This window comes from Hydrocarboniphaga sp. FW305-C-57 (assembly GCF_058783045.1).
This window is the reverse complement of the sequence record NZ_JBYSYG010000012.1, coordinates 120,835-139,815: the sequence shown is the minus strand read 5'-3', so window position 1 is coordinate 139,815 and position 18,981 is coordinate 120,835. Positions and strand designations below refer to the sequence as shown.

The window sequence follows — 18,981 nt, the reverse complement described above, 5'->3', positions numbered from 1 at the left end:
AAGAGCTGTCTTGTATAGCGTATCAGCTACGACGGCGGTCCGGCTCGAACTCGAATTTCCGCTGCTTTTACAGCCGCGGCGCCCAGCCCTCGGCGGCACCGCTCGGGCCATGCACGTCGGAGTTTCCGCTGCGCTGGCCAACGGAGTGAGGCGCGAGGCGAAAGAACTCCACCCACCGTCCCGCTCGCGCCTTACGGCTTCGGCACCACCAGCTGCGTATCGCCGCGATCCGGCACTTCCTCGCGCCAGCGGACCGAGCCCGACGGGCGGTCGAGCCAGCGGCGGATGCGGATCGGCTCGATGCCGATGTGCATTTCGATGGCGCGCTGCTGGATCGCGCTTTCCTCGAGCGTGCGGCGGCCGCGCAGGCGCAGGTAATCGTCCCAGGTGGAGCAGCGATAGCGCTCCGACCAGGTCCACGGGTCGGCGATCTCGCGCGAGAGCGACCAGTCGTAGGCGCCGTTGCGATTGCGGATGCGCTGGATCTCGCGCATGAGATTGTAGAAATCGCGCGCCTTGTCTGGGGCGATGCGGTACTGCACTTCGATGCTGATCGGTCCGCTGCGGCCGCTGATGCCGAGTTTGACGTCGGGCTCGGCGAGCTGGCTGTCGTCGGATTCGGGCGAGGCGTTGCGGTCGGCGATGCGCAGCATCAGACCGAGCAACGGAGACAGCACCAGCAGCACGGCGGCGATGCGCATCGCCATGGCGACGCCGAAGTCGAGCGTGAACAGGCCCCAGAGATAAGAGCCCGAGGCGACGCCGAGCGCGACCGAGGCATGCAGCGTGGCGACCGCCCGGCCGACCACCCAGCGCGGAACGAACAGCTGCAGGGCGATGCCGATGACGGTGACGAGCACCATCCAGCTGATGCCGGCCACGAACAGGATCACGCAGCTCAGCAGCATGTTGCCGCTCATCGACAGCAGCGCCAGGCAAATCCCGAGCGCGCAGCAGCCACCGCGCACCACGAGCTCGTTGCCGAAGCGCGAGCGCAGCGGTTGCAGCACGAAGATGCCCGATACCGCGCCGACGCCGAAGCAGCCGAGCAGGATGCCGTAGGTCTGCGCGCCGCCGCCGAGCAGATCGCGCGCCATCAGCGGCATCAGCGCCTGCAGGGCCGAGCCGATGAAGCAGACCAGGAAGCCGCGCAGCACGGCTTGCCGTACCGGCTGCATGTGGACGATGTAGCGCAGGCCCGAATGCACCGAGCGCAACAGCCCTTCGGGCGGCAGGCGCGACACTTCGACCACGCGCTTCCAACGGCTCAGTGCGAACAGGATCGGAAGGAAGCACAGCGCGTTGACGCCGAATGCGAAGGTCGCCCCGAGCGCGGCGACGAGGACGCCGCCTAGGGCCGGGCCGAGGCTGCGGGCGACGTTGTAACTGACGCCGTTGAGTCCCACCGCCTGCGGCAGCAGATCGCGCGGCACCTGCTCGCCGACCGACGACTGCCAGGCCGGACCGAAGAACGCGGTGCCGGTGCCGATCAGAAAGCAGAAGCCGAGCAGCGCCGTGGGCGTCATCCAGCCGAGTATCGAGGCCAGCGTCATCAGCGTCGCCCCGGCCAGCGAGACGGCGAGCGCGGCGATCTGCACCTTGCGCCGGTCGTACATGTCCGAGATCGCCCCGGCCAGGATCGCGAACAGGGCCATCGGCAGGAAGGTGGCGGTCTGGACGAGGGCGACACGGTCAGGCGTCGACATTTCGGCCATCAGCCAGGCCGAGCCGACGATCTGGATCAGGCTGCCGGTGTTGGCCACCATGCTCGCGAGCCAGATGTTGCGGTAGTTCGGAACGCTCAGAGGGGCGAAGGTGCCGTTGGCAGCCGTCATCGATGCGGCCTCGGGATCGGAGGCCCAAGACGGAGTCGCAGTCGGGCTGCGCGCATGGCTCGCAAGGGTGTCATCTGGGTGCGGGTGCTCACAGCCCGCCATTCTACTTGGGGTCATCTGACCCATGGCGGAAAAACACACGTTAGCAGATGCTTATAAATCAAACACTTAGCTGGCGTTTTTCGACAATATCAAGATAAATCAATGGTTTATGGTATTTCAGTTCGGTAAACCGTTGCACAGGACGCAGTGTTAGCCTCGGGCCAGGGACTTTTCCGGGGAGCTTCAGATGGCGCAATGGAAGGAACGCTTCCTAGGTATCAGCGAACTTCCCGAAGAACTCTCCGATCCGGAAATGGAGCAGTTCTTCCGGCTTAGTAAGCGTGATGTGGCCACGATCACTGGCGAGGTTCGGCCCAAGTTCCGCCTTGCCATTGCACTCCAGCTCGGCTTCGTCCGGATGTCCGGTCGAGGTTTGAACACCTTCAAGGTCCTGCCTCGTCCCCTCCTGAAGTTTGTGGCGGACCAGTTCAAACTGCCGGCGCCGACCATTGCTTCAATTCGCGCGCTGTACAGTAAGCGCGACAATACCCGCCTTGAACATCAGGCTCTGGTCTTCAAATGGCTTGATCTCAGCAGTCACACGAAGCGCCAGGAGCGGATGCTGCTCGCCGCAGTCCGCGCCGCGAGTCAGGGCACCGGCTCTATCGATCGCCTGATCTCCATCGCAGCGATTTGGCTCCACGACCGAAAGCTGGTCATCCCGGCGTTATCGACGTTACGCGAGATTTGTGTCCGGGCTTCCAAGGACACCGAGCAATCGATCTATGTCGCGATCTGCGCCGAGACAACCGAAGAACAACGTCAGCAGTGGACCGACACCCTGCTGTCGAATCGCAAGGACGGACGTACCGTTCTCGAATGGCTGCAGAAGTCGCCGAAGCGCCGCTCGCCCAATAATCTCAAGGCCATTTTCGAGAAGATCGATTTTCTCACGGAACTGGGCGTCAATAAGATCAAGTTACAGGGAGTGCCGACCGAGCGGCTGCAGGATTTTTCACGTTCAATGCAGCACCGCAGCCCGTCGCGGTTCAAGCGCCTGGCTCCTGTCACACAGGCGCTTCAGCTGATTTCCTTTCTGAAGCTCAGCCTCAGCCAAGCCACCGACACGGTCATCCAGCTCAGCGGCAAAGTCGCATCGGACACCGTGAGTCGGGCGCACGAGAAGGTCAAGAAAGCGGATGCGGCGGCCGTCATGACCTTCCGGGAGGCGCTGACCCAAATCTTCGACTTGGCGAACAATCAGGAGCTGGACGCAGAGGCGGTACGCAAAAAGATCGTCGAAATTCATGGCTCTTTTGGCGTGCAGGTATTCCCGACTCGATCGGCCGCCGTTCGTTCGGAACTCTCCGACAGCGCGAAGAATGTGCGCCCCTTGCTACGCCGGCTGAGCCAGCTCGACGTCAAGGGTGTCGAAAACGACCGCGCCATGAGCGGCCTCGGAGTGCTTTGCGATCTGTACTCCAAGCAGATGACCGAGCTACCCGAGGGTGACTACCAATGCCCCGAGACGTGGAAGTCGCTGATCGACGACAAAGACCGGCAGCGTGCCCTGCGCGCATTCGAAATGTCGACGCTTCTGGAACTCCGCAAGGGCTTTCGACGTGGAAGTGTTTGGGTGGACTACAGCGATACCTATCGGGATCGCGATCACCTGCTGATTCCTGCTGAAGCCTGGGAGCGCCAGCGGAAACGGCATTACGATCTGCTGCGCCTGCCGATGGATGTGGATCGCTATCTTGATCCGTTGATCAAAGCTGCCGAACGAGGCCTCAAAGCCGTCGCCAAAGCGCAGGCCGAAGGACTGCTGGACATCAAGGACGACGACATCAGCCTCGATCGGCTCGAAGCCGAGCCTGATTCACCAGAAGTCATCGCTGCACGCAATCTTATCGACGACGAAATCGGCACGATCCAGTTTCCGGAGCTGCTTCTGGAAATGGATGTGCATGTCCGTTTCTCCAAGGAACTGCTCGGCCGTCTTCCGCGAAGCGATCGCGATCTGTTGTTGTCGTATGCCGGTCTGGTTGGGCACGGCACCGATATGACGGCCTCGGGCATTTCTCTGATGATGACCGAGCTGAGCACGGCCGACGTGTCCGGTGCGATGAAGTCGCTGGAGTTCGAGAGCGCGATCGATCGCGCCAATCAGCAGTTGGTCAACTACATGAAGCAGCTGCCGATCATGGCGCTTTACGGTGACGACAAATCGGCGTCGTCCGACATGATGAGCCTGACCACATCACGCCACCTCTGGAACGCGCGAATCGACCCGCGGCGCCAGACGCCCTCCGTCGGCATGTATACGCACGTCTCCGACCGCTGGCCGATCATTCATCACCAGCCCATCGTGCTCGGCGAACGCCAAGTCGGTGTTGCGATCGAAGGCGTCGTCAGGCAAACCGAATTCGATCTCAAGCGGCTGGCCGTCGATACGCACGGCTACACTGATGTCGGCATGGCGATCTCACATGGACTGGGCTTTGATCTTTGCCCCCGCCTGCGCAACCTGAGAGAGCGTCGGCTGACGGTGCCTCGCGATATGGCGGTACCGGAAAATATTTCGAGCGTCGTCGATCAGACCTTGAACCTCGACTTCGTTCGGTCCCATTGGGACGACCTCGTGCGCGTTCTGGCCTCCATCAACAACGGAACCGTCAGCGCCGTTACAGCGCTGCAGCGCTTCGGCTCGGCAGCTCAAGGCGATCCCATTTACCGTGCTGCCAAGCAACTAGGCCGGTTGCTGCGCACGATCTACCTGTGCGACTACTTCACGAACCCTGTTTTCCGTCGCGAGATTCATCGTGTCCTGAATCGCGGTGAGTCTGTCCACACTCTTCAGCATGCGATCCATCTGGGCACCGTTCGACATGATCGGGGGCGCCGACCTGACGAGTTGGTCGCCATCTCGGCGGCGCTCACCTTCCTGTCGAATCTAGTCATCGCATGGAATGCGCAGAGGATGCAGGGGGCGATCAAGGCTATCGCCGCGCGCGGAGTGACCATTAACGACGATGTGCTGCGCCACATCAGTCCGGTCCGTTACGCCAGCATCAATTTCCGCGGCACCTTCCGCTTCCCGCTGGATCGTTTCCGCTCTTCGCTGCTGGTTGAAGGTCCGACTCGGCTCAAGGTCGTCGGCACAAACTCTTTGTAAGCGAATCACGATGCCGGAAAGCACATTCGCTTATTTCGCTATCGATTCGACAATTCAACGATGATTGACACGATATTGTCGCTTCGATAGTCTTCGAAGCATGAAGATCGATACTGCCGTCACGCGCCTCGCCGCGCTGGCCCAAGCTTCCCGCCTGTCCGTGTTCCGCTTGCTCGTCCAGAAAGGGCCGGACGGCATGCCCGCGGGCGAGATCGCCGAACGCCTCGGCGTGGCCCCGAACACGCTGTCCTTCCACCTCAAGGAGCTGAGCAATGCGGGCCTGCTCAAGTCCCGGCAGGAAGGCCGCTTTATCTATTACGCCCCGGACTTCAAGGCCATGAACGGGCTGTTGGAGTACCTGACTGAAAACTGCTGCGTGGGCAGCGCAGTCCCGGCTGATCGCACAACCCCAGCGACCTGCAAGGAGTGCTGACCATGAAGCGATTCCACGTCCACGTCTCGGTGACCGACCTGTCGCAGAGCGTTGGTTTCTACTCGAAGCTGTTCGGTGCCGAGCCGAGCGTCACGAAGACCGATTACGCCAAGTGGATGCTCGACGATCCGCGCATCAACTTCGCAATCTCGACCCGCGAAGGCAAGGCGGGCCTCAATCACCTCGGCTTCCAAGTCGATTCGGACGAGGAGCTGACGCAGCTGCGCGAACAGGCGCAGAAGGCCGACATCGCCGCCGTCGAGGAACTGGGCGCTGCCTGCTGCTACGCGAAGTCCGACAAGCACTGGATCGAAGACCCGCAGGGCATCGCATGGGAAACCTTCCACACGCTGGGCGACATTCCGGTGTTCGGCGCACCCGCAGTGAAGGCCGAGCAGGCCAGCGGCTGCTGCGCGCCGAAGCTCGGTCCGATCCCGGTCAAGGTCCAGAGCGCCTGTTGTGGCTGAGATTCGCATCGAGCCGGCAACGGCGCCCGACTTCGGCGCGCTCTGCCGTTTACTCGAAGCCGCAAAGCTGCCCACGGAAGACCTTGATGCCGGTCGGCTCGATGGCTTCCTGATCGCCCGGCTGAACGCCGCGGTCATCGGCAGTGTCGGCATCAAGCGGTACGGCGATGTTGGCCTGCTGCGCTCGCTGGTCGTTGCGGACGCCGCGCGAGATCGAGGCTTGGGCGGTCGCCTGACGGCGGCGGCCGAGGCTCTGGCAGTGCAGCTCCGCATTCGCTCCCTGTACCTGCTGACCACGACGGCCGGCGCCTATTTCGAAAAGCGCGGCTACTGGATCACGGCGCGTGCCGACGCGCCTCCATCCATCACCGGCACGCCGCAGTTCAGCGGTCTGTGCCCGTCCTCTTCGACGTTCATGAGCAAGACCCTATGAGCCACCGTCCCTACAACGTGCTGTTCCTCTGCACCGGCAACTCCGCCCGATCGATCCTCGCCGAAGCCGCCACCAACAACCTCGCCATTAGCAGCGGCAAGTTCGTCGGCTACAGCGCCGGCAGCCATCCCAAGGGCGAAGTGAATCCGCACGCCATCGAACTGCTGGAGCGTAGCCACATCAACACGGCGGGCCTTCGCAGCAAGAGCTGGGATGAGTTCGCGCAACCGGGGGCACCGCCGCTCGACTTCGTGTTCACGGTCTGCGATCAGGCGGCGGGCGAGCAGTGCCCCTACTGGCCCGGCCAGCCGATGACCGCGCATTGGGGCATGCCCGACCCGGCCGCGGTGACCGGCACGCCGGAGGAGATTCGCCGGGCCTTCGCCGACACCTTCATGGTGCTGCGCCGCCGGATCGAAATCTTCGCCAGCCTGCCGTTCGACAAGCTCGACCGGCTTGCCTTGCAGCACCGGATCAAAGAGATCGGCAAGGAATGATCGTGGAAACCGCACCGGCCCGCTTGGGCTTCCTAGACCGCTACCTGACACTCTGGATTTTCCTCGCGATGGGCGCCGGCATCGTGCTGGCGACCACGGTCGGCGGATTGCCGCAGCAGCTCGACCGCTTGTCGATCGGCAGCACCAATCTGCCCATCGCCATCGGCCTGATCGTGATGATGTACCCGCCACTGGCGAAGGTGCGTTACGAGGAACTGCCCGAGGTCTTCAAGGATCGCCGCATCTTGCTACTGTCGCTGATCCAGAACTGGGTGATCGGTCCGCTGCTGATGTTCGGACTCGCCGTGCTATTCCTGCGCGACCAACCCGCCTACATGACCGGCCTGATCCTGATCGGCTTGGCGCGCTGCATCGCGATGGTGCTGGTATGGAACCAGCTCGCCTGTGGCAGCAGCCAGTACGTGGCCGGGCTCGTCGCCTTCAACTCGATCTTCCAGATCGTCTTCTTCAGTGCCTACGCATGGCTGTTCCTGACGGTACTGCCGCCGTGGTTCGGGCTGGAAGGTCAGATCGTTGAGGTCGGCTTCTGGGTCGTCGCCAAGGCGGTGCTGATCTATCTCGGGATCCCTTTCCTTGCGGGCTTTTTGACGCGTCGCATCCTGCTCAAGGCCAAGGGCGCAGCGTGGTACGAGTCGCGCTTCCTGCCGAAGATCGGGCCACTGACGCTGATCGCGCTGCTGTTTACGATCGTGGCGATGTTCAGCCTCAGGGGCGATCAGCTCGTGGCGCTGCCACTGGACGCATTGCGCATCGCCGTGCCGCTGGCGATCTACTTCCTGATCATGTTCGCCGTCAGCTTCGCGATGGGACGGATGATCCAAGCCGACTACCCGCGGACTACAGCTATCGCCTTCACGGCCGCCAGCAACAACTTCGAGCTGGCAATCGCGGTCGCCATCGCGGCGTTCGGGCTCGCATCGCCGGTCGCCTTCGCCACCGTGATCGGCCCGCTGGTCGAGGTGCCGGTATTGCTGGCGCTGGTCCACGTCGCGCTGTGGTTGAAGCGCACCCGCTATTCCGAAACCGCTGCTGCCTGATCCCATGACCATCGACATCGTGATCTACCACAACCCGGCCTGCGGCACGTCGCGCAATACGCTGGCGATGATCCGCAATGCGGGCATCGAGCCGCACGTCATCGAATACCTGAAAACGCCGCCGAACCGGGCCATGCTGGAATCGCTGCTGGCGCGCATGGGCATCACGGCGCGCGAACTGTTGCGCGCCAAGGAGAAGCAGGTTTCCGAGCTCGGGCTCGAAGATGCGGGCGTAACTGAAGAACGGTTGCTCGACGCCATGCTGGAGCATCCGATTCTGATCAATCGGCCCATCGTCGTTTCGCCCGTCAGCGTGCGGCTGTGCCGTCCGTCCGAATTCGTGCTCGATCTGCTGCCGCTCGCGCAGCGCGGAGCCTTCACGAAGGAAGACGGCGAGCGCGTTGTGGATGAACACGGCCAGCGGATCGCCTCCGGGAAGCCGGCATGACGCGCGTTCGCGAGCTGCCGGCCCCGGACCATCTACCGGCGCTGGACCCGGCGTTCGTCCATCAGCGCCCGGCGGCGGGGCTGGGGGCACTCGATCCACCGCCCCGAATCCTGCTGCTGTACGGCTCCCTGCGGACGCGTTCCTTCTCGCGCCACGCAACGGAAGAAGCGGCGCGGCTACTGCGCTACTTCGGCGCCGAAACCCGCATCTTCGACCCTTCCGATCTCCCACTGCCGGATCAGGTTCCGGGTGACGACCATCCGGCCATCAAGGAACTGCGCGAGCTTTCGATGTGGTCTGAAGGTCACGTCTGGTGCAGCCCCGAGCGCCACGGCCAGATCACCGGCCTGATGAAGGCTCAGATCGATCATCTGCCACTGAACATGGGCGGCATGCGTCCGACGCAGGGGCGGACGCTGGCGGTCATGCAGGTCTCCGGCGGCTCGCAGTCCTTCAACGCCGTGAACACGCTGCGCCTTCTGGGCCGCTGGATGAGGATGTTCACGATCCCGAATCAGTCCAGCGTTGCCAAGGCGTTCGAGGAGTTTGACGCTGCCGGCCGCATGAAACCGTCTGCGTACTACGACCGGATCGTCGACGTCATGGAAGAACTGGTCCGCGTTACCGTACTGATGCGGCCATATGCAACGCAGTTGGTCGACCGCTATTCGGAAAGAAAGGACGAGAGCCGTCCCGTCAACCAGATGGTAGACCTATCTGCTCGGGCGACCACCTTGTAGGTACGAGAATTAATTGATCCTTGCAGGGCTGTTCAGCAACGGGACTTCAGCTGACTTGGTCGCCGCCCAAGACCAACGGGTCGCCAAGTGCGTTGGTGGTTGAGGGCGCCCGCCGCAGCCGCAGCGCATTACCGACCACAGACGCCGAACTCAGGCTCATCGCCAGCGCCGCCAGCATCGGTGACAGCAGGATGCCGAACAGCGGATACAGCAGGCCAGCGGCGATCGGTACGCCCAGGCTGTTATAGAGCAGCGCGAAACCCAGGTTCTGTTTCATGTTGCGAACCGTGGCTTGCGAGATGTCAATCGCCCGCACGATTCCCAACAGGTCACCTTTCACCAGCGTGACATGCGCACTGTTCATAGCGACGTCGGTCCCAGTGCCCATCGCGATGCCCACGTCGGCACCAGCCAGAGCGGGAGCATCGTTGATGCCGTCGCCAGCCATCGCCACACGCCGCCCTTTTGCCTTGAAGTCGGCCACGAGTTTGGCCTTGCCTTCAGGACGAATTTCGCCATAGAACTCGGTGATACCCAACTGCTGCGCAACCGCGCGCGCCGTCGTGACGCCATCCCCGGTGGCCATCACCACCTCAATGCCCAGAGCCCGCAAGGCTTGCAGGGCTTCCGGTGTAGAGGACTTGATGGGATCGGAAACCGCCACCAGGCCCGCAAATCGGCCTTCGACGGCCAGAAGCATCACGCTGGCACCGTCCTTCCGCAAAGCCTCCGCAGCGGTGGTCAGCGACGCCGTATCGGCACCGCTGTCCTGCATCAGCAGCGTGTTGCCGAGCGCCAGCGCATGGCCGTCCACTACGCCGCGCACGCCGATGCCGGTGACCGACTCGAACCCATGCACGGGCGACAAGGCAATACCCTTCTTTCGCGCCTCGGCGACGATCGCCGCCGCAAGCGGATGTTCGCTGCCTTGATCGAGACTGGCCGCCAACTGCAACAGCTGGTCGCCGGTGAAGCCTTCAACGGCCTGGACGCTGTGAAACGCCGGGGCGCCTTGCGTCAGCGTGCCGGTCTTGTCGACGATTAGCGTATCGATCCGGCGCAGAGTCTCGATGGCCGCCGCATCTCGAAACAGCACGCCGGAGTTGGCCGCACGCCCAGTGGCGACCATGATTGACATCGGCGTCGCAAGGCCCAGCGCGCAAGGGCACGCGATGATCAGCACGGCAACAGCGTTGATGAAGCCATAGACCCACGAGGGTTCCGGACCGAACACGCCCCAGACCAGCAGCGTCGTCAGCGCGATGCCAATCACGCCGAGCACAAACCAGAAGCTCACCGCGTCGGCCATGCGCTGCATCGGCGCCCTGGTGCGCTGCGCTTGCGCAACCATCTGCACGATCTGCGATAGCAGCGTGCCGTCACCGACCTTCTCGGCCCGGATGATCAGGCTGCCATTGCCGTTGAGCGTGGCGCCGATGACCGCGTCGCCGGGCTTGCGATGGACCGGCACCGGTTCGCCGGTGAGCATGGACTCATCGACGTGGCTTTCACCTTCAAGCACGACGCCATCGATCGGCACCTTTTCGCCTGGCCTTACCCTCAACCGATCACCGATGCCGACCTGATCGAGCGGCACATCTTCTTCACTGCCATCGTCGCGCAGTCGTCGCGCGGTCTTGGGCGCCAGCCCCAGCAGGGAGCGGATCGCAGCCGAGGTCTGCGAGCGTGCTTTCAGTTCGAGAATCTGGCCCAGCAAGGTCAGCGATACGATGACGGCCGCCGCCTCGAAGTAGACGCCGATACGGCCGTGTGCGGCGAAAGCTGCAGGAAAGATACCCGGCGCGATCGTTGCGACGATGCTGTAGCCGTAAGCCGACGACACCCCCAGTCCGATCAGCGTGAACATGTTCGGACTGCGGTGACCGATGGACTGCACCCCTCGTTCGAGGAAGGGCCAGCCTGCCCACAGCACAACCGGCGTTGCCAGCACCAGCTCGACCCATGACTGTGTGGCCATGCTCATCAAGCCCAGCCGGTGGCCCACCATGGCCAGCGCCATCACGATCATCGACAGCGGCAGCGTCCACCAGAAACGAAGGGTGAAATCGCGCAGCTCGGGATTGTCGTCCGCGTCGAGGCTCGGCATGGCAGGTTCCAGCGCCATACCGCACTTTGGGCAGCTTCCCGGATGGTCCTGACGAATCTCAGGGTGCATTGGACAGGTGTAGATCGTCCCCTTGGACGGTTCGATCGCTGCTGCCTTTACGGGTTCCAGATACTTGGCGGGTTCCGCCGCAAATTTTGTCTGACAACCCTGGCTGCAAAAGTAGTAGATGTGTCCGGCATGCGTGTGTGAGCGCGCCGTCTGCGGATTGACGGACATACCGCAGACCGGGTCCTTCTCCTGACCCGAAGCAGCAGCGTCCGCCGATTGATGACCGGCGGAATCGTGATGGTGCGGGTGCTTCGTCGTATCGGGCACAGCGATCGCAGACGAATCTTTCGAGCAGCAAGACTGGGGTTTCTTTGGCACGCCCTCGGGTTGAAACACCATCGGGACGGATGCAGGTGCCGGCTTTGCAGAGCCTTCGTTCTGCGGCTTGCTTGAATGGCTGCAGCAGCTGCTCATGACGAAAACTCCTGATTCAAAGCGTTCACGATGGGACATTCAGATCGCGCGCCATGACCCGGGCAGGCTGCTACCAGCGCGGTCAGACCTTTGCGAATCTGCTGCAGCTCGCGAATCTTCTGCTCTACGACGGCCAGCTTTGTCTGTGCGGCAACCTTCATAGCGCCCATGTCGTCGTCGGCATGCGAAGACAGCGCGAGCAATTCGCCGATCTCGCTGAGCGTGAATCCCAGATCCTTCGCGCGGCGGATGAATTGCAGACGTTTGACGACATCCGGGCCGTAGTTGCGATAGCCGGAATCACGGCGGGCCGGCGCCGGAATCAGGCCGGCGCGTTCGTAATAGCGGATGGTGTCGATAGACATTTCCGCCTGCTGCGCAACTTTGCCAATGCTGAGATTTTCCACGCTTCGCCTCCGATCAGGACCCTGCTGGACCCACTGTAAAGGCTGGACCATGGTCCAGAGTCAAGCGGATTGAACGCGCGTGGTCAAAGCCGGCGGCGATTGCGAATGATGTTCACTCCTCCGATTCATCTGTCGTAAGCACTTTTGGAACTAATATCGCTTGCAACCGGTCTTGCAACAGACTACAAACTGCGACTTGATGAACCGACTCCGCCCCCTGTTCGCTTTGCTGCTTGCCTGGATGCTGTGCTTTCAGGCGGTCGCGAGCGTGTCGGACGTTCGGTGCAAGCACCCCGGGCAACAGGCGTCGGTCACTCGGCATGTAATGAGCGGCCACATGATGAAGATGGCGTCCGCCTCTCCGGTCGATCATTCGATGCACGTCGGACATCGCGCCGGCATGGTCATGTCGTCCAACGGCAAATCTATCGCCGGCAAAGCTGGCGGTATCTCGATTTGTGGCTGCGCCGCCGGGTGTTCCTGCGCCGGTCAATGTACGGTGTCTTGCTATGCCGGCGTTAGCAGTCAGCCAGCCGTCTTCACGTTTTACCACTTCACCCCCGCCGTGAATTCTCAGTCAGTGGCGGTTTCTACAGCTCACGGACTCGACCTTTTTCGACCTCCAAGTATTTCTTGATTTGAAGCCGCGTTAGCGGCAGGGCGTGCCCCTGTCCGCAGGTCTCAAATATCGGACGCGCTTTCGCGCGCATCCGGATCAGGATGGCTTGGAGGTTTCGTGTTTTCAAACAGATGGATTGCGCCCGGTGCGTTTGCACTGGCGACCTTGACCGGTTGCGCATCGGTCCCACCCGATTGGGGCCGTTCGCAAACCGCGCAGTACGCCGCCGACCGCGGGCGGGCCCTGCCACAACCGCCCGATACGGCCGCTTTCACCGGCCAGTTGGTCGGCCAGCCGCTGACCCCAGAAGCCGCGGTGCAGATCGCGCTGGTCAACAGTCCGGCGGTTCGACGGGAAACCGCTCGACTGGGTTTGGCCGCCGCCGATGTTTATGAGGCAGGCCGACTCGCCAACCCGGTGTTCTCCGCCTCGCGTCTACACGCCGGCGATCCGGCCGCAGCGAATGCGCAGCTCACGCTGGGCATTGCCTTTAATTTCGTCAATCTACTTTTTATTCCGGCAAATTCGCGTTACGCGGGCGCTCAATTCGAAGCCGCCAAGCTCTCGGTCGCATCAGCGTCGGTGAATCTGGCTGCAGATGTCGAGGCAGCCTATTACGAGGCCGTCGGGGCCAATCAGATCGCGCAGATGCGTCAGACGGTGGCGGAGTCGGCGCAAAGTTCGGCCGATCTGGCCCAACGCTTCTTCGACGCCGGCAACATCAGCAAGCGAGAACTCGCCTCAGAGCAGGCTGCCGCCAGTCAAGCTCAACTCGACGCCCTCTCGGCCGCTGCGGCTGCGGTCGAAGCCCGCACTGCCATCAACCGGATGATGGGCCTGACCGCAGAACAGGACACCTGGCAACTCGATGCGCGCCTCGCGGAGCCACTTGATAACGAGGACGACCTGACCAGCCTTCAGCAGCTCGGCGCAAAGTCCCGACTGGACGTGGCCGCCGCACGCAAGAACGCCGAAGCCCTGTCGGCCCGCTTCGGATTGCAACGCCATACCCGATTCCTCAACAACGTCGAAATCGGTGTGGAGCGGGAGAAGGATTACGACGGCGCCATCAACGTCGGGCCGACGCTGCAGTTCGAGCTGCCGCTGTTCAATTGGGGCGGCGGACGGGTTGCCGCTGCGCAGGCAGCGCTCGATCAGGCCGAAGCCGAACTTGACTCGCTGGTCATCGACAGCGGCAATGACATCAAGCTCGCCAGCGCGAAAGTCGAATTTGCTCGTGCTCGTATTGAACGCTATCGCAACGCGCTGATTCCCCAGCGGGAAGCGGTCGTGGCGCAGATGCAGCTTGAGGTCAACTACATGCTGATCGGCGTGTTCGACATTCTGGTCGCCAAACAGCAGGAATACGACGCTTACGCTGGCTATCTGGAAGCAGTACAGGATTATTGGACTGCGCGCACCGCACTCACGCGAGCCGTGGGCCAGCGACTGCCCAGCAGCCAGCAGCAAGTCAAAGCCACGCTCGACCCGAAAGAGCTGACCAAGCCCAAAGGCGGCGGCGGGATGAGCCACGGTCAGCACGGTGGTTCCATGGGCGGCATGAGCATGCCGATGGGCGATATGCCGGGCATGGACATGCAAGACAGCGGCGGCCCGCCAAAGGATATGCCACCGATGAAAGGCATGGAGTCAAAAGGCAACCAAACAATGCCGGCGCCTCGCTCCCAATCGAGCAAGCCACCGGCGGCGCACGACATGAAAAGCATGCCGATGGACGACATGCCCGGAATGGACATGAGCGCTCCGAAATCCAGGGCGCCTGCCAAACCGCAAGGCGGTCATGCGATGCCCGACATGCAACACGACTCGCCCCCGAAGAGCGATCCGAAACAAGCCCCCGAACAGCCTGCTATTCAGGAAGAACGCCATGCACATTGATCAACCCCCACCCGGACGCGTCGCGTCCATTTGCCGGAGTCGCACCATGAAGAGTCTCACCCGTACCACCCTGATTGCCGCCTTCCTGTTCACGGCCCAAGGCGCCCTGGCACACGATCCCAAGGAGCACGAGAAGGAAGCTGCGGCGGCCAAGGCCGGTCCCGATTGCGCATCGATGGACATGTCGAAGATGGATATGAACGATCCCGTGATGAAGGCCATGCATGACAAGTGCGCCAAGAAACCAATGCCGGCCGGCGACATGAAGAACATGAAAGGCATGAAGGGAATGGAGGGCATGGGTGCCCCGAAGCCCGCCGATGATCACGGGGGCCACTGATGGTCTCAAGACGAGATTTGTTGCAGGCAATGAGCGTGGGCGGCGCCGGCCTTCTGGCCGGTGTCGCCACCGGCGCCCGCGCGCAGCATGAAGGCCACGACATGAGCAACATGTCGCCGGCTCAGATGGCCGACATGAAGATGCCGGACACCGCCAAACCCACGCCGCCGCCCGCCGAACTGGCACCGCCCGCAGCGTTGAAGCGCACCGCACAGGGTTACGTGCCGGTGCGCACCCTCAATGGCTGGACGCTGCCTTACAAGCTCAACGGCGGCGTCAAAGAATTTCATCTGGTGGCGGAGGAAATCGAGCACGAGTTCGCGCCCGGCTCCCGCGCGAAATGTTGGGGATATAACGGCACGACCCCGGGCCCGACCATCGAAGCCGTAGAAGGTGATCACGTGCGCATCTTCGTCACCAATGCCCTGGGTGAGGCGACGACGGTGCATTGGCACGGCATTGATCTTCCCAATGGCTACGACGGCGTCGGCGGCCTCAACCAGCCGCACATCAAACCCGGCGAGACCTTCGTCTACGAGTTCACGCTCAAGCAGCACGGCTCGCACATGTATCACCCGCATGCCGACGAAATGACGCAGATGGCGTTCGGGATGATGGGGCTCTTCATCATCCACCCGAAGGCCGGCGAAGCAACGCGTATCGATCGAGACTACGCGTTCCTGCTGCACAACTGGGCGCTGCACCCGGGCACCTATCGGCCCGATCCCTCGATCATGCAGGACTTCGATCTGTGGACCTTCAATTCGAAAGTCTTTCCTGCCACCGAGCACCTGGTGGCGGGCATGGGCGAGCGCATCCGCATCCGCATCGGCAACCTCTCGATGTGGAATCACCCGATCCACCTGCACAGCAATCCGTTCTGGGTGACCGGCAGCGATGGCGGGCGCTGGCCCAGGGAACAATGGCGGCGCGAGGTCACTGAGATCGTTGGCGTCGGCCAGATGCGCGACTTCGAATTTGTGCCGACGGAGCCCGGCGACTGGGCGCTGCATTGCCACATGGCCCATCACACGATGAACGCGATGGGCCACGGCATCCCGAACGTCGCCGGCGTCGACCAGACGGGCGTCGAATCCAAGGTCCGCGCGATGCTGCCGGGCTACATGGCGATGGGCAAAAGCGGCATGGCCGAGCACGCAGGACACGTCGCAATGGGCCTCGCCGGGCCCGACAACACGCTGCCGATGATGATGGGCGAAGGCCTATACGGTCCGATCGAAATGGGCGGGATGTTCACGGTGGTCAAGGTGCGCGAAGGCTTGGCTGTTGGCGACTACCGTGATCCCGGCTGGTATCGGCATCCCAAAGGCACCATCGCGCGGCGCGTGAGTCTCGATCCGAAGTTCGGCGACCCGCCGAGACGTAATCCTTATGGCAGCACAGCGACTGGTGCCAAAGCACCCCCTGCAGCCACCCCCATGCCCGATATGCCCGGCATGGACCACTCCCCGCACGGCGGTTGAGGTCGAGACAGTCTTTCCATGAAAACAATCAAAATCGTGATGGTCGTCGTGCTCGTCGGGTTGCTGGGCGGCCTCGCCTTCATCTATTCCGGCGTCTACCCGATGGGGGCGGATGCCCATCACACCAAAGCCGTGTTCTGGGCGCTGGAAACCTTGCGTGAGCGATCGATCGCCCAGCGCACCGACGATATCGAGGTGCCCGATCTGAACAGTTCGGAGCTGCTGCTGGCGGGAGGCGCGGACTACAACGACATGTGCGCGGGCTGCCATTTGAAGCCGGGCAAGAAAAGCTCCGACATGTCGATGGGCCTCTATCCGCAGCCGCCGAATCTCGCAATTGCGCCGGAAGAGCACGCCGGCCACGATCATGGCGACGTCAAGGCCAGCGCCGCGCGCCAATTTTGGATCATCAAGCACGGCATCAAGGCCTCGGCAATGCCTGCCTGGGGGCCGACGCACGACGACGCTCGCATCTGGGCGATGGTGGCGTTTCTGCAGAAGCTGCCGACGCTGACGCCTGCCCAGTATCAGATCCTAACCGCTCGCACCGAGGGCGGAATGGATCACGACGGTATGGACATGGGCGAATCCGGCTCGACGCCCGCGGCAGCGGTCACTTCGGATGACCACGCCGGAATGGCAATGCCCGGTATGGCGCACGCCAACGAGACGCCGGCGGCTCGAACGGCGAGCGATGCCGTGACGGCCTTCCAGACCGCTCTGAAGTCGGGCGATGCGGCAGGGGCTGCTGCCTGGCTCGCGCCGGATGTCGTCATCTACGAAGGCGGCGAAGTGGAGCGATCACGCGACGAATACCAAGCGCGGCATATGCCCGCCGACATCGCGTTTCTCAAGACCGCTCGGATCGAATTAATCAAACGGGACGCAGGCGAAAGTGGAGACAGCGCTTGGGTCAACTCTGAAACGCGCGTGCGCGGCAAATCTTCAAAGGGCCACGACATCGATTTGATCAGTACGGAAACCACACTGTTGCGTAAGACATCCGAGGGCTGGCGGATTACCCACATTCATTGGTCATCGGCACCCGCGACGTGATGCTGATGACTTCACAAGGTGCGAGGGGCGCATGCCGCCCTTCAAACCCGCGGCTCAGTCGAGCCGTGATTGACCGCGCCCATCGTCTTGGACGCGAAACCGATGTCGCTGCAATCCCGCGGCGAGATCAATGACAAGGAGTGTCCGATGAACAAGCAACACGATTCCGCCATGGCGAGCTGCATCAGCAACTGCCTGGATTGCCACCGCAGCTGTCTGGAAACCGTAAAGCACTGCCTGCAGAAAGGCGGAGACCATGCCAAGCCCGACCATATTGCCTTGATGCTGACTTGCGCCGATATCTGCCAGACCAGCGCCAACGCAATGCTGCACGGTGCGTCGGTCCACGCTCACACTTGCGGAGCCTGCGCGGCGATTTGTCGAGAGTGCGCCAGGGCCTGCTTGGCCATGGGTGACGACCCCGTGATGAAGGCCTGCGCGGAACGATGCAATCGCTGCGCAGAAACCTGTCAGTCGATGGCGGCCTGATCCGCAATCTGGCAAAGCACTGTATTTCAACCTCGCGGCTGCCACTGTTTGCTGGCAGTTGCGGGGACTCCGTCCATTTACCGTCCGGCAATACTACGTGAACCGTCTCAACCACGAGGAGTTTTAAGCCAATGAAGAAGCTCGCCTCCAATGTCCAGCGCGATGGCTCCGAAGGAATACTCTCGCAGTTCCCGTCTGCTTTGCATCCCCCGTTGCCGGGAGCTCGCTTGGGCCGCGATCACACCGGAAACCCCGGCTGGTTTCTTACCGATCCGGCTCGGCCCGGAAAATTCCTGCAAGTGCATTGGCTTCTCGACGCGACCGCGACTTCAGTTTTTCGGCTTGAACCGACCCCATCGCTAACAATTGCCGGTGGTCTCGATGCGCATCCGACCGAGTGAAGGCTTGGTCTCCTTTACTCGGCCGAAGCCATCCGCTGAGGCCTCCCTTTTCAAGACCCAAGATCGAAATGATCCCTTTTAGACAAGTTCTGTGGCGTACCGCTGCTCTGCTGGTTGTGGCATCGCAGCTGGCCAGTTGCAAACCCCAGACAACGCCAACCGGGCCAACCATTGAAGTGTGGAAAAGTCCGACCTGCTCTTGCTGCTCGAAATGGATCGAGCACCTTCGATCGAATGGTTTCGCCGTAACGGTTCACAACGAGCAACAGATCAATCCCTTGAAGGCCAAGCTCGGCGTCCCCGAACCGCTCTGGAGCTGTCATACAGCGGTGGTCGGCGGCTACACCATCGAAGGCCATGTCCCCGCAACGGACATTTCGCGCCTGCTTGCTCAAAAGCCGGTGGCGAAGGGCCTATCGGTGCCGCAAATGCCGAGCGGATCTCCGGGGATGGAAAGCGACCAACCCGAGCCTTACGACGTGGTGCTGTTCGGCAGCGAAGGAAAATCTTCTGTTTGGGCGCATCACCCTTGAAGGCACCTCAAGTCAACAACCCGCTGTACAACGTA

18 protein-coding genes are annotated in these 18,981 nt (G+C 62.3%); 15 read left to right on the top strand and 3 right to left on the bottom strand.

What is annotated here, in order from left to right; translation table 11 throughout:
* Positions 1-191: 191 nt before the first annotated feature.
* On the bottom strand, positions 192-1,835 hold the full coding sequence (locus tag AC3WUM_RS20820) for an MFS transporter (RefSeq protein WP_492412742.1): 1,644 nt from the start codon (positions 1,833-1,835) through the stop codon (positions 192-194).
* A 289-nt stretch (positions 1,836-2,124) separates the two neighbouring features.
* Here AC3WUM_RS20820 and AC3WUM_RS20815 point away from each other — a divergent pair, with 289 nt between their 5' ends.
* The 8 genes from AC3WUM_RS20815 (at position 2,125) to arsH (ending at position 9,128) form a co-directional block, all read left to right on the top strand.
* Positions 2,125-5,052 (top strand): Tn3 family transposase, encoded by a 2,928-nt coding sequence (locus AC3WUM_RS20815; protein WP_492412740.1) that lies wholly within the window; start codon positions 2,125-2,127, stop codon positions 5,050-5,052.
* Positions 5,053-5,152: 100 nt separating this feature from the next.
* Entirely contained in the window at positions 5,153-5,485 is a 333-nt protein-coding gene (locus tag AC3WUM_RS20810; protein ID WP_492412738.1) for an ArsR/SmtB family transcription factor, read from the top strand.
* A 2-nt stretch (positions 5,486-5,487) separates the two neighbouring features.
* A complete protein-coding gene (locus tag AC3WUM_RS20805) occupies positions 5,488-5,952 on the top strand; it encodes an ArsI/CadI family heavy metal resistance metalloenzyme (protein WP_492412736.1) in 465 nt (154 codons plus the stop codon).
* Positions 5,945-6,385, top strand: a complete 441-nt coding sequence (gene arsN2, locus AC3WUM_RS20800) for an arsenic resistance N-acetyltransferase ArsN2 (protein ID WP_492412734.1) — start codon at positions 5,945-5,947, stop codon at positions 6,383-6,385. Before AC3WUM_RS20805 ends, arsN2 begins: the two co-directional genes overlap by 8 nt.
* Entirely contained in the window at positions 6,382-6,882 is a 501-nt protein-coding gene (locus AC3WUM_RS20795; protein ID WP_492412733.1) for an arsenate reductase ArsC, read from the top strand. The genes arsN2 and AC3WUM_RS20795 overlap by 4 nt, the downstream gene beginning before the upstream one ends.
* Positions 6,879-7,940: an ACR3 family arsenite efflux transporter gene (gene arsB, locus AC3WUM_RS20790; protein WP_492412731.1), complete on the top strand. Its 1,062-nt coding sequence runs from the start codon at positions 6,879-6,881 to the stop codon at positions 7,938-7,940. Before AC3WUM_RS20795 ends, arsB begins: the two co-directional genes overlap by 4 nt.
* A gap of 4 nt (positions 7,941-7,944) precedes the next feature.
* Positions 7,945-8,388, top strand: coding sequence for an arsenate reductase (glutaredoxin) (gene arsC, locus AC3WUM_RS20785; RefSeq protein ID WP_492412729.1), 444 nt, complete (start codon positions 7,945-7,947; stop codon positions 8,386-8,388).
* Positions 8,385-9,128 (top strand): arsenical resistance protein ArsH, encoded by a 744-nt coding sequence (gene arsH, locus AC3WUM_RS20780; RefSeq protein WP_492412728.1) that lies wholly within the window; start codon positions 8,385-8,387, stop codon positions 9,126-9,128. The genes arsC and arsH overlap by 4 nt, the downstream gene beginning before the upstream one ends.
* Before the next feature lie 46 nt (positions 9,129-9,174).
* Here arsH and AC3WUM_RS20775 read toward each other — a convergent pair whose 3' ends face one another.
* Positions 9,175-11,718, bottom strand: a complete 2,544-nt coding sequence (locus tag AC3WUM_RS20775) for a heavy metal translocating P-type ATPase (protein ID WP_492412726.1) — start codon at positions 11,716-11,718, stop codon at positions 9,175-9,177.
* Complete coding sequence (locus AC3WUM_RS20770; protein WP_492412724.1) at positions 11,715-12,125, bottom strand: heavy metal-responsive transcriptional regulator; 411 nt, start codon at positions 12,123-12,125, stop codon at positions 11,715-11,717. The genes AC3WUM_RS20775 and AC3WUM_RS20770 overlap by 4 nt, the downstream gene beginning before the upstream one ends.
* A gap of 736 nt (positions 12,126-12,861) precedes the next feature.
* Between AC3WUM_RS20770 and AC3WUM_RS20765 the strand changes: the two genes are divergently transcribed.
* The 7 genes from AC3WUM_RS20765 (at position 12,862) to AC3WUM_RS20735 (ending at position 18,946) form a co-directional block, all read left to right on the top strand.
* Positions 12,862-14,643, top strand: a complete 1,782-nt coding sequence (locus tag AC3WUM_RS20765; protein WP_492412723.1) for a TolC family protein — start codon at positions 12,862-12,864, stop codon at positions 14,641-14,643.
* A gap of 46 nt (positions 14,644-14,689) precedes the next feature.
* Positions 14,690-14,983, top strand: a complete 294-nt coding sequence (locus AC3WUM_RS20760) for a hypothetical protein (RefSeq protein WP_492412722.1) — start codon at positions 14,690-14,692, stop codon at positions 14,981-14,983.
* A 101-nt stretch (positions 14,984-15,084) separates the two neighbouring features.
* A complete protein-coding gene (locus AC3WUM_RS20755) occupies positions 15,085-16,467 on the top strand; it encodes a multicopper oxidase family protein (RefSeq protein ID WP_492412765.1) in 1,383 nt (460 codons plus the stop codon).
* 18 nt (positions 16,468-16,485) lie between these two features.
* Positions 16,486-17,523: a nuclear transport factor 2 family protein gene (locus AC3WUM_RS20750; RefSeq protein ID WP_492412720.1), complete on the top strand. Its 1,038-nt coding sequence runs from the start codon at positions 16,486-16,488 to the stop codon at positions 17,521-17,523.
* Between the two features lie 147 nt (positions 17,524-17,670).
* Complete coding sequence (locus AC3WUM_RS20745; protein ID WP_492412763.1) at positions 17,671-18,012, top strand: four-helix bundle copper-binding protein; 342 nt, start codon at positions 17,671-17,673, stop codon at positions 18,010-18,012.
* A 131-nt stretch (positions 18,013-18,143) separates the two neighbouring features.
* Entirely contained in the window at positions 18,144-18,413 is a 270-nt protein-coding gene (locus AC3WUM_RS20740) for a hypothetical protein (protein WP_492412718.1), read from the top strand.
* 278 nt (positions 18,414-18,691) lie between these two features.
* Positions 18,692-18,946 carry a DUF411 domain-containing protein gene (locus tag AC3WUM_RS20735; protein WP_492412717.1) on the top strand — a complete coding sequence of 85 codons (255 nt, stop codon included), beginning with the start codon at positions 18,692-18,694 and terminating at the stop codon, positions 18,944-18,946.
* Positions 18,947-18,981 lie beyond the last annotated feature (35 nt).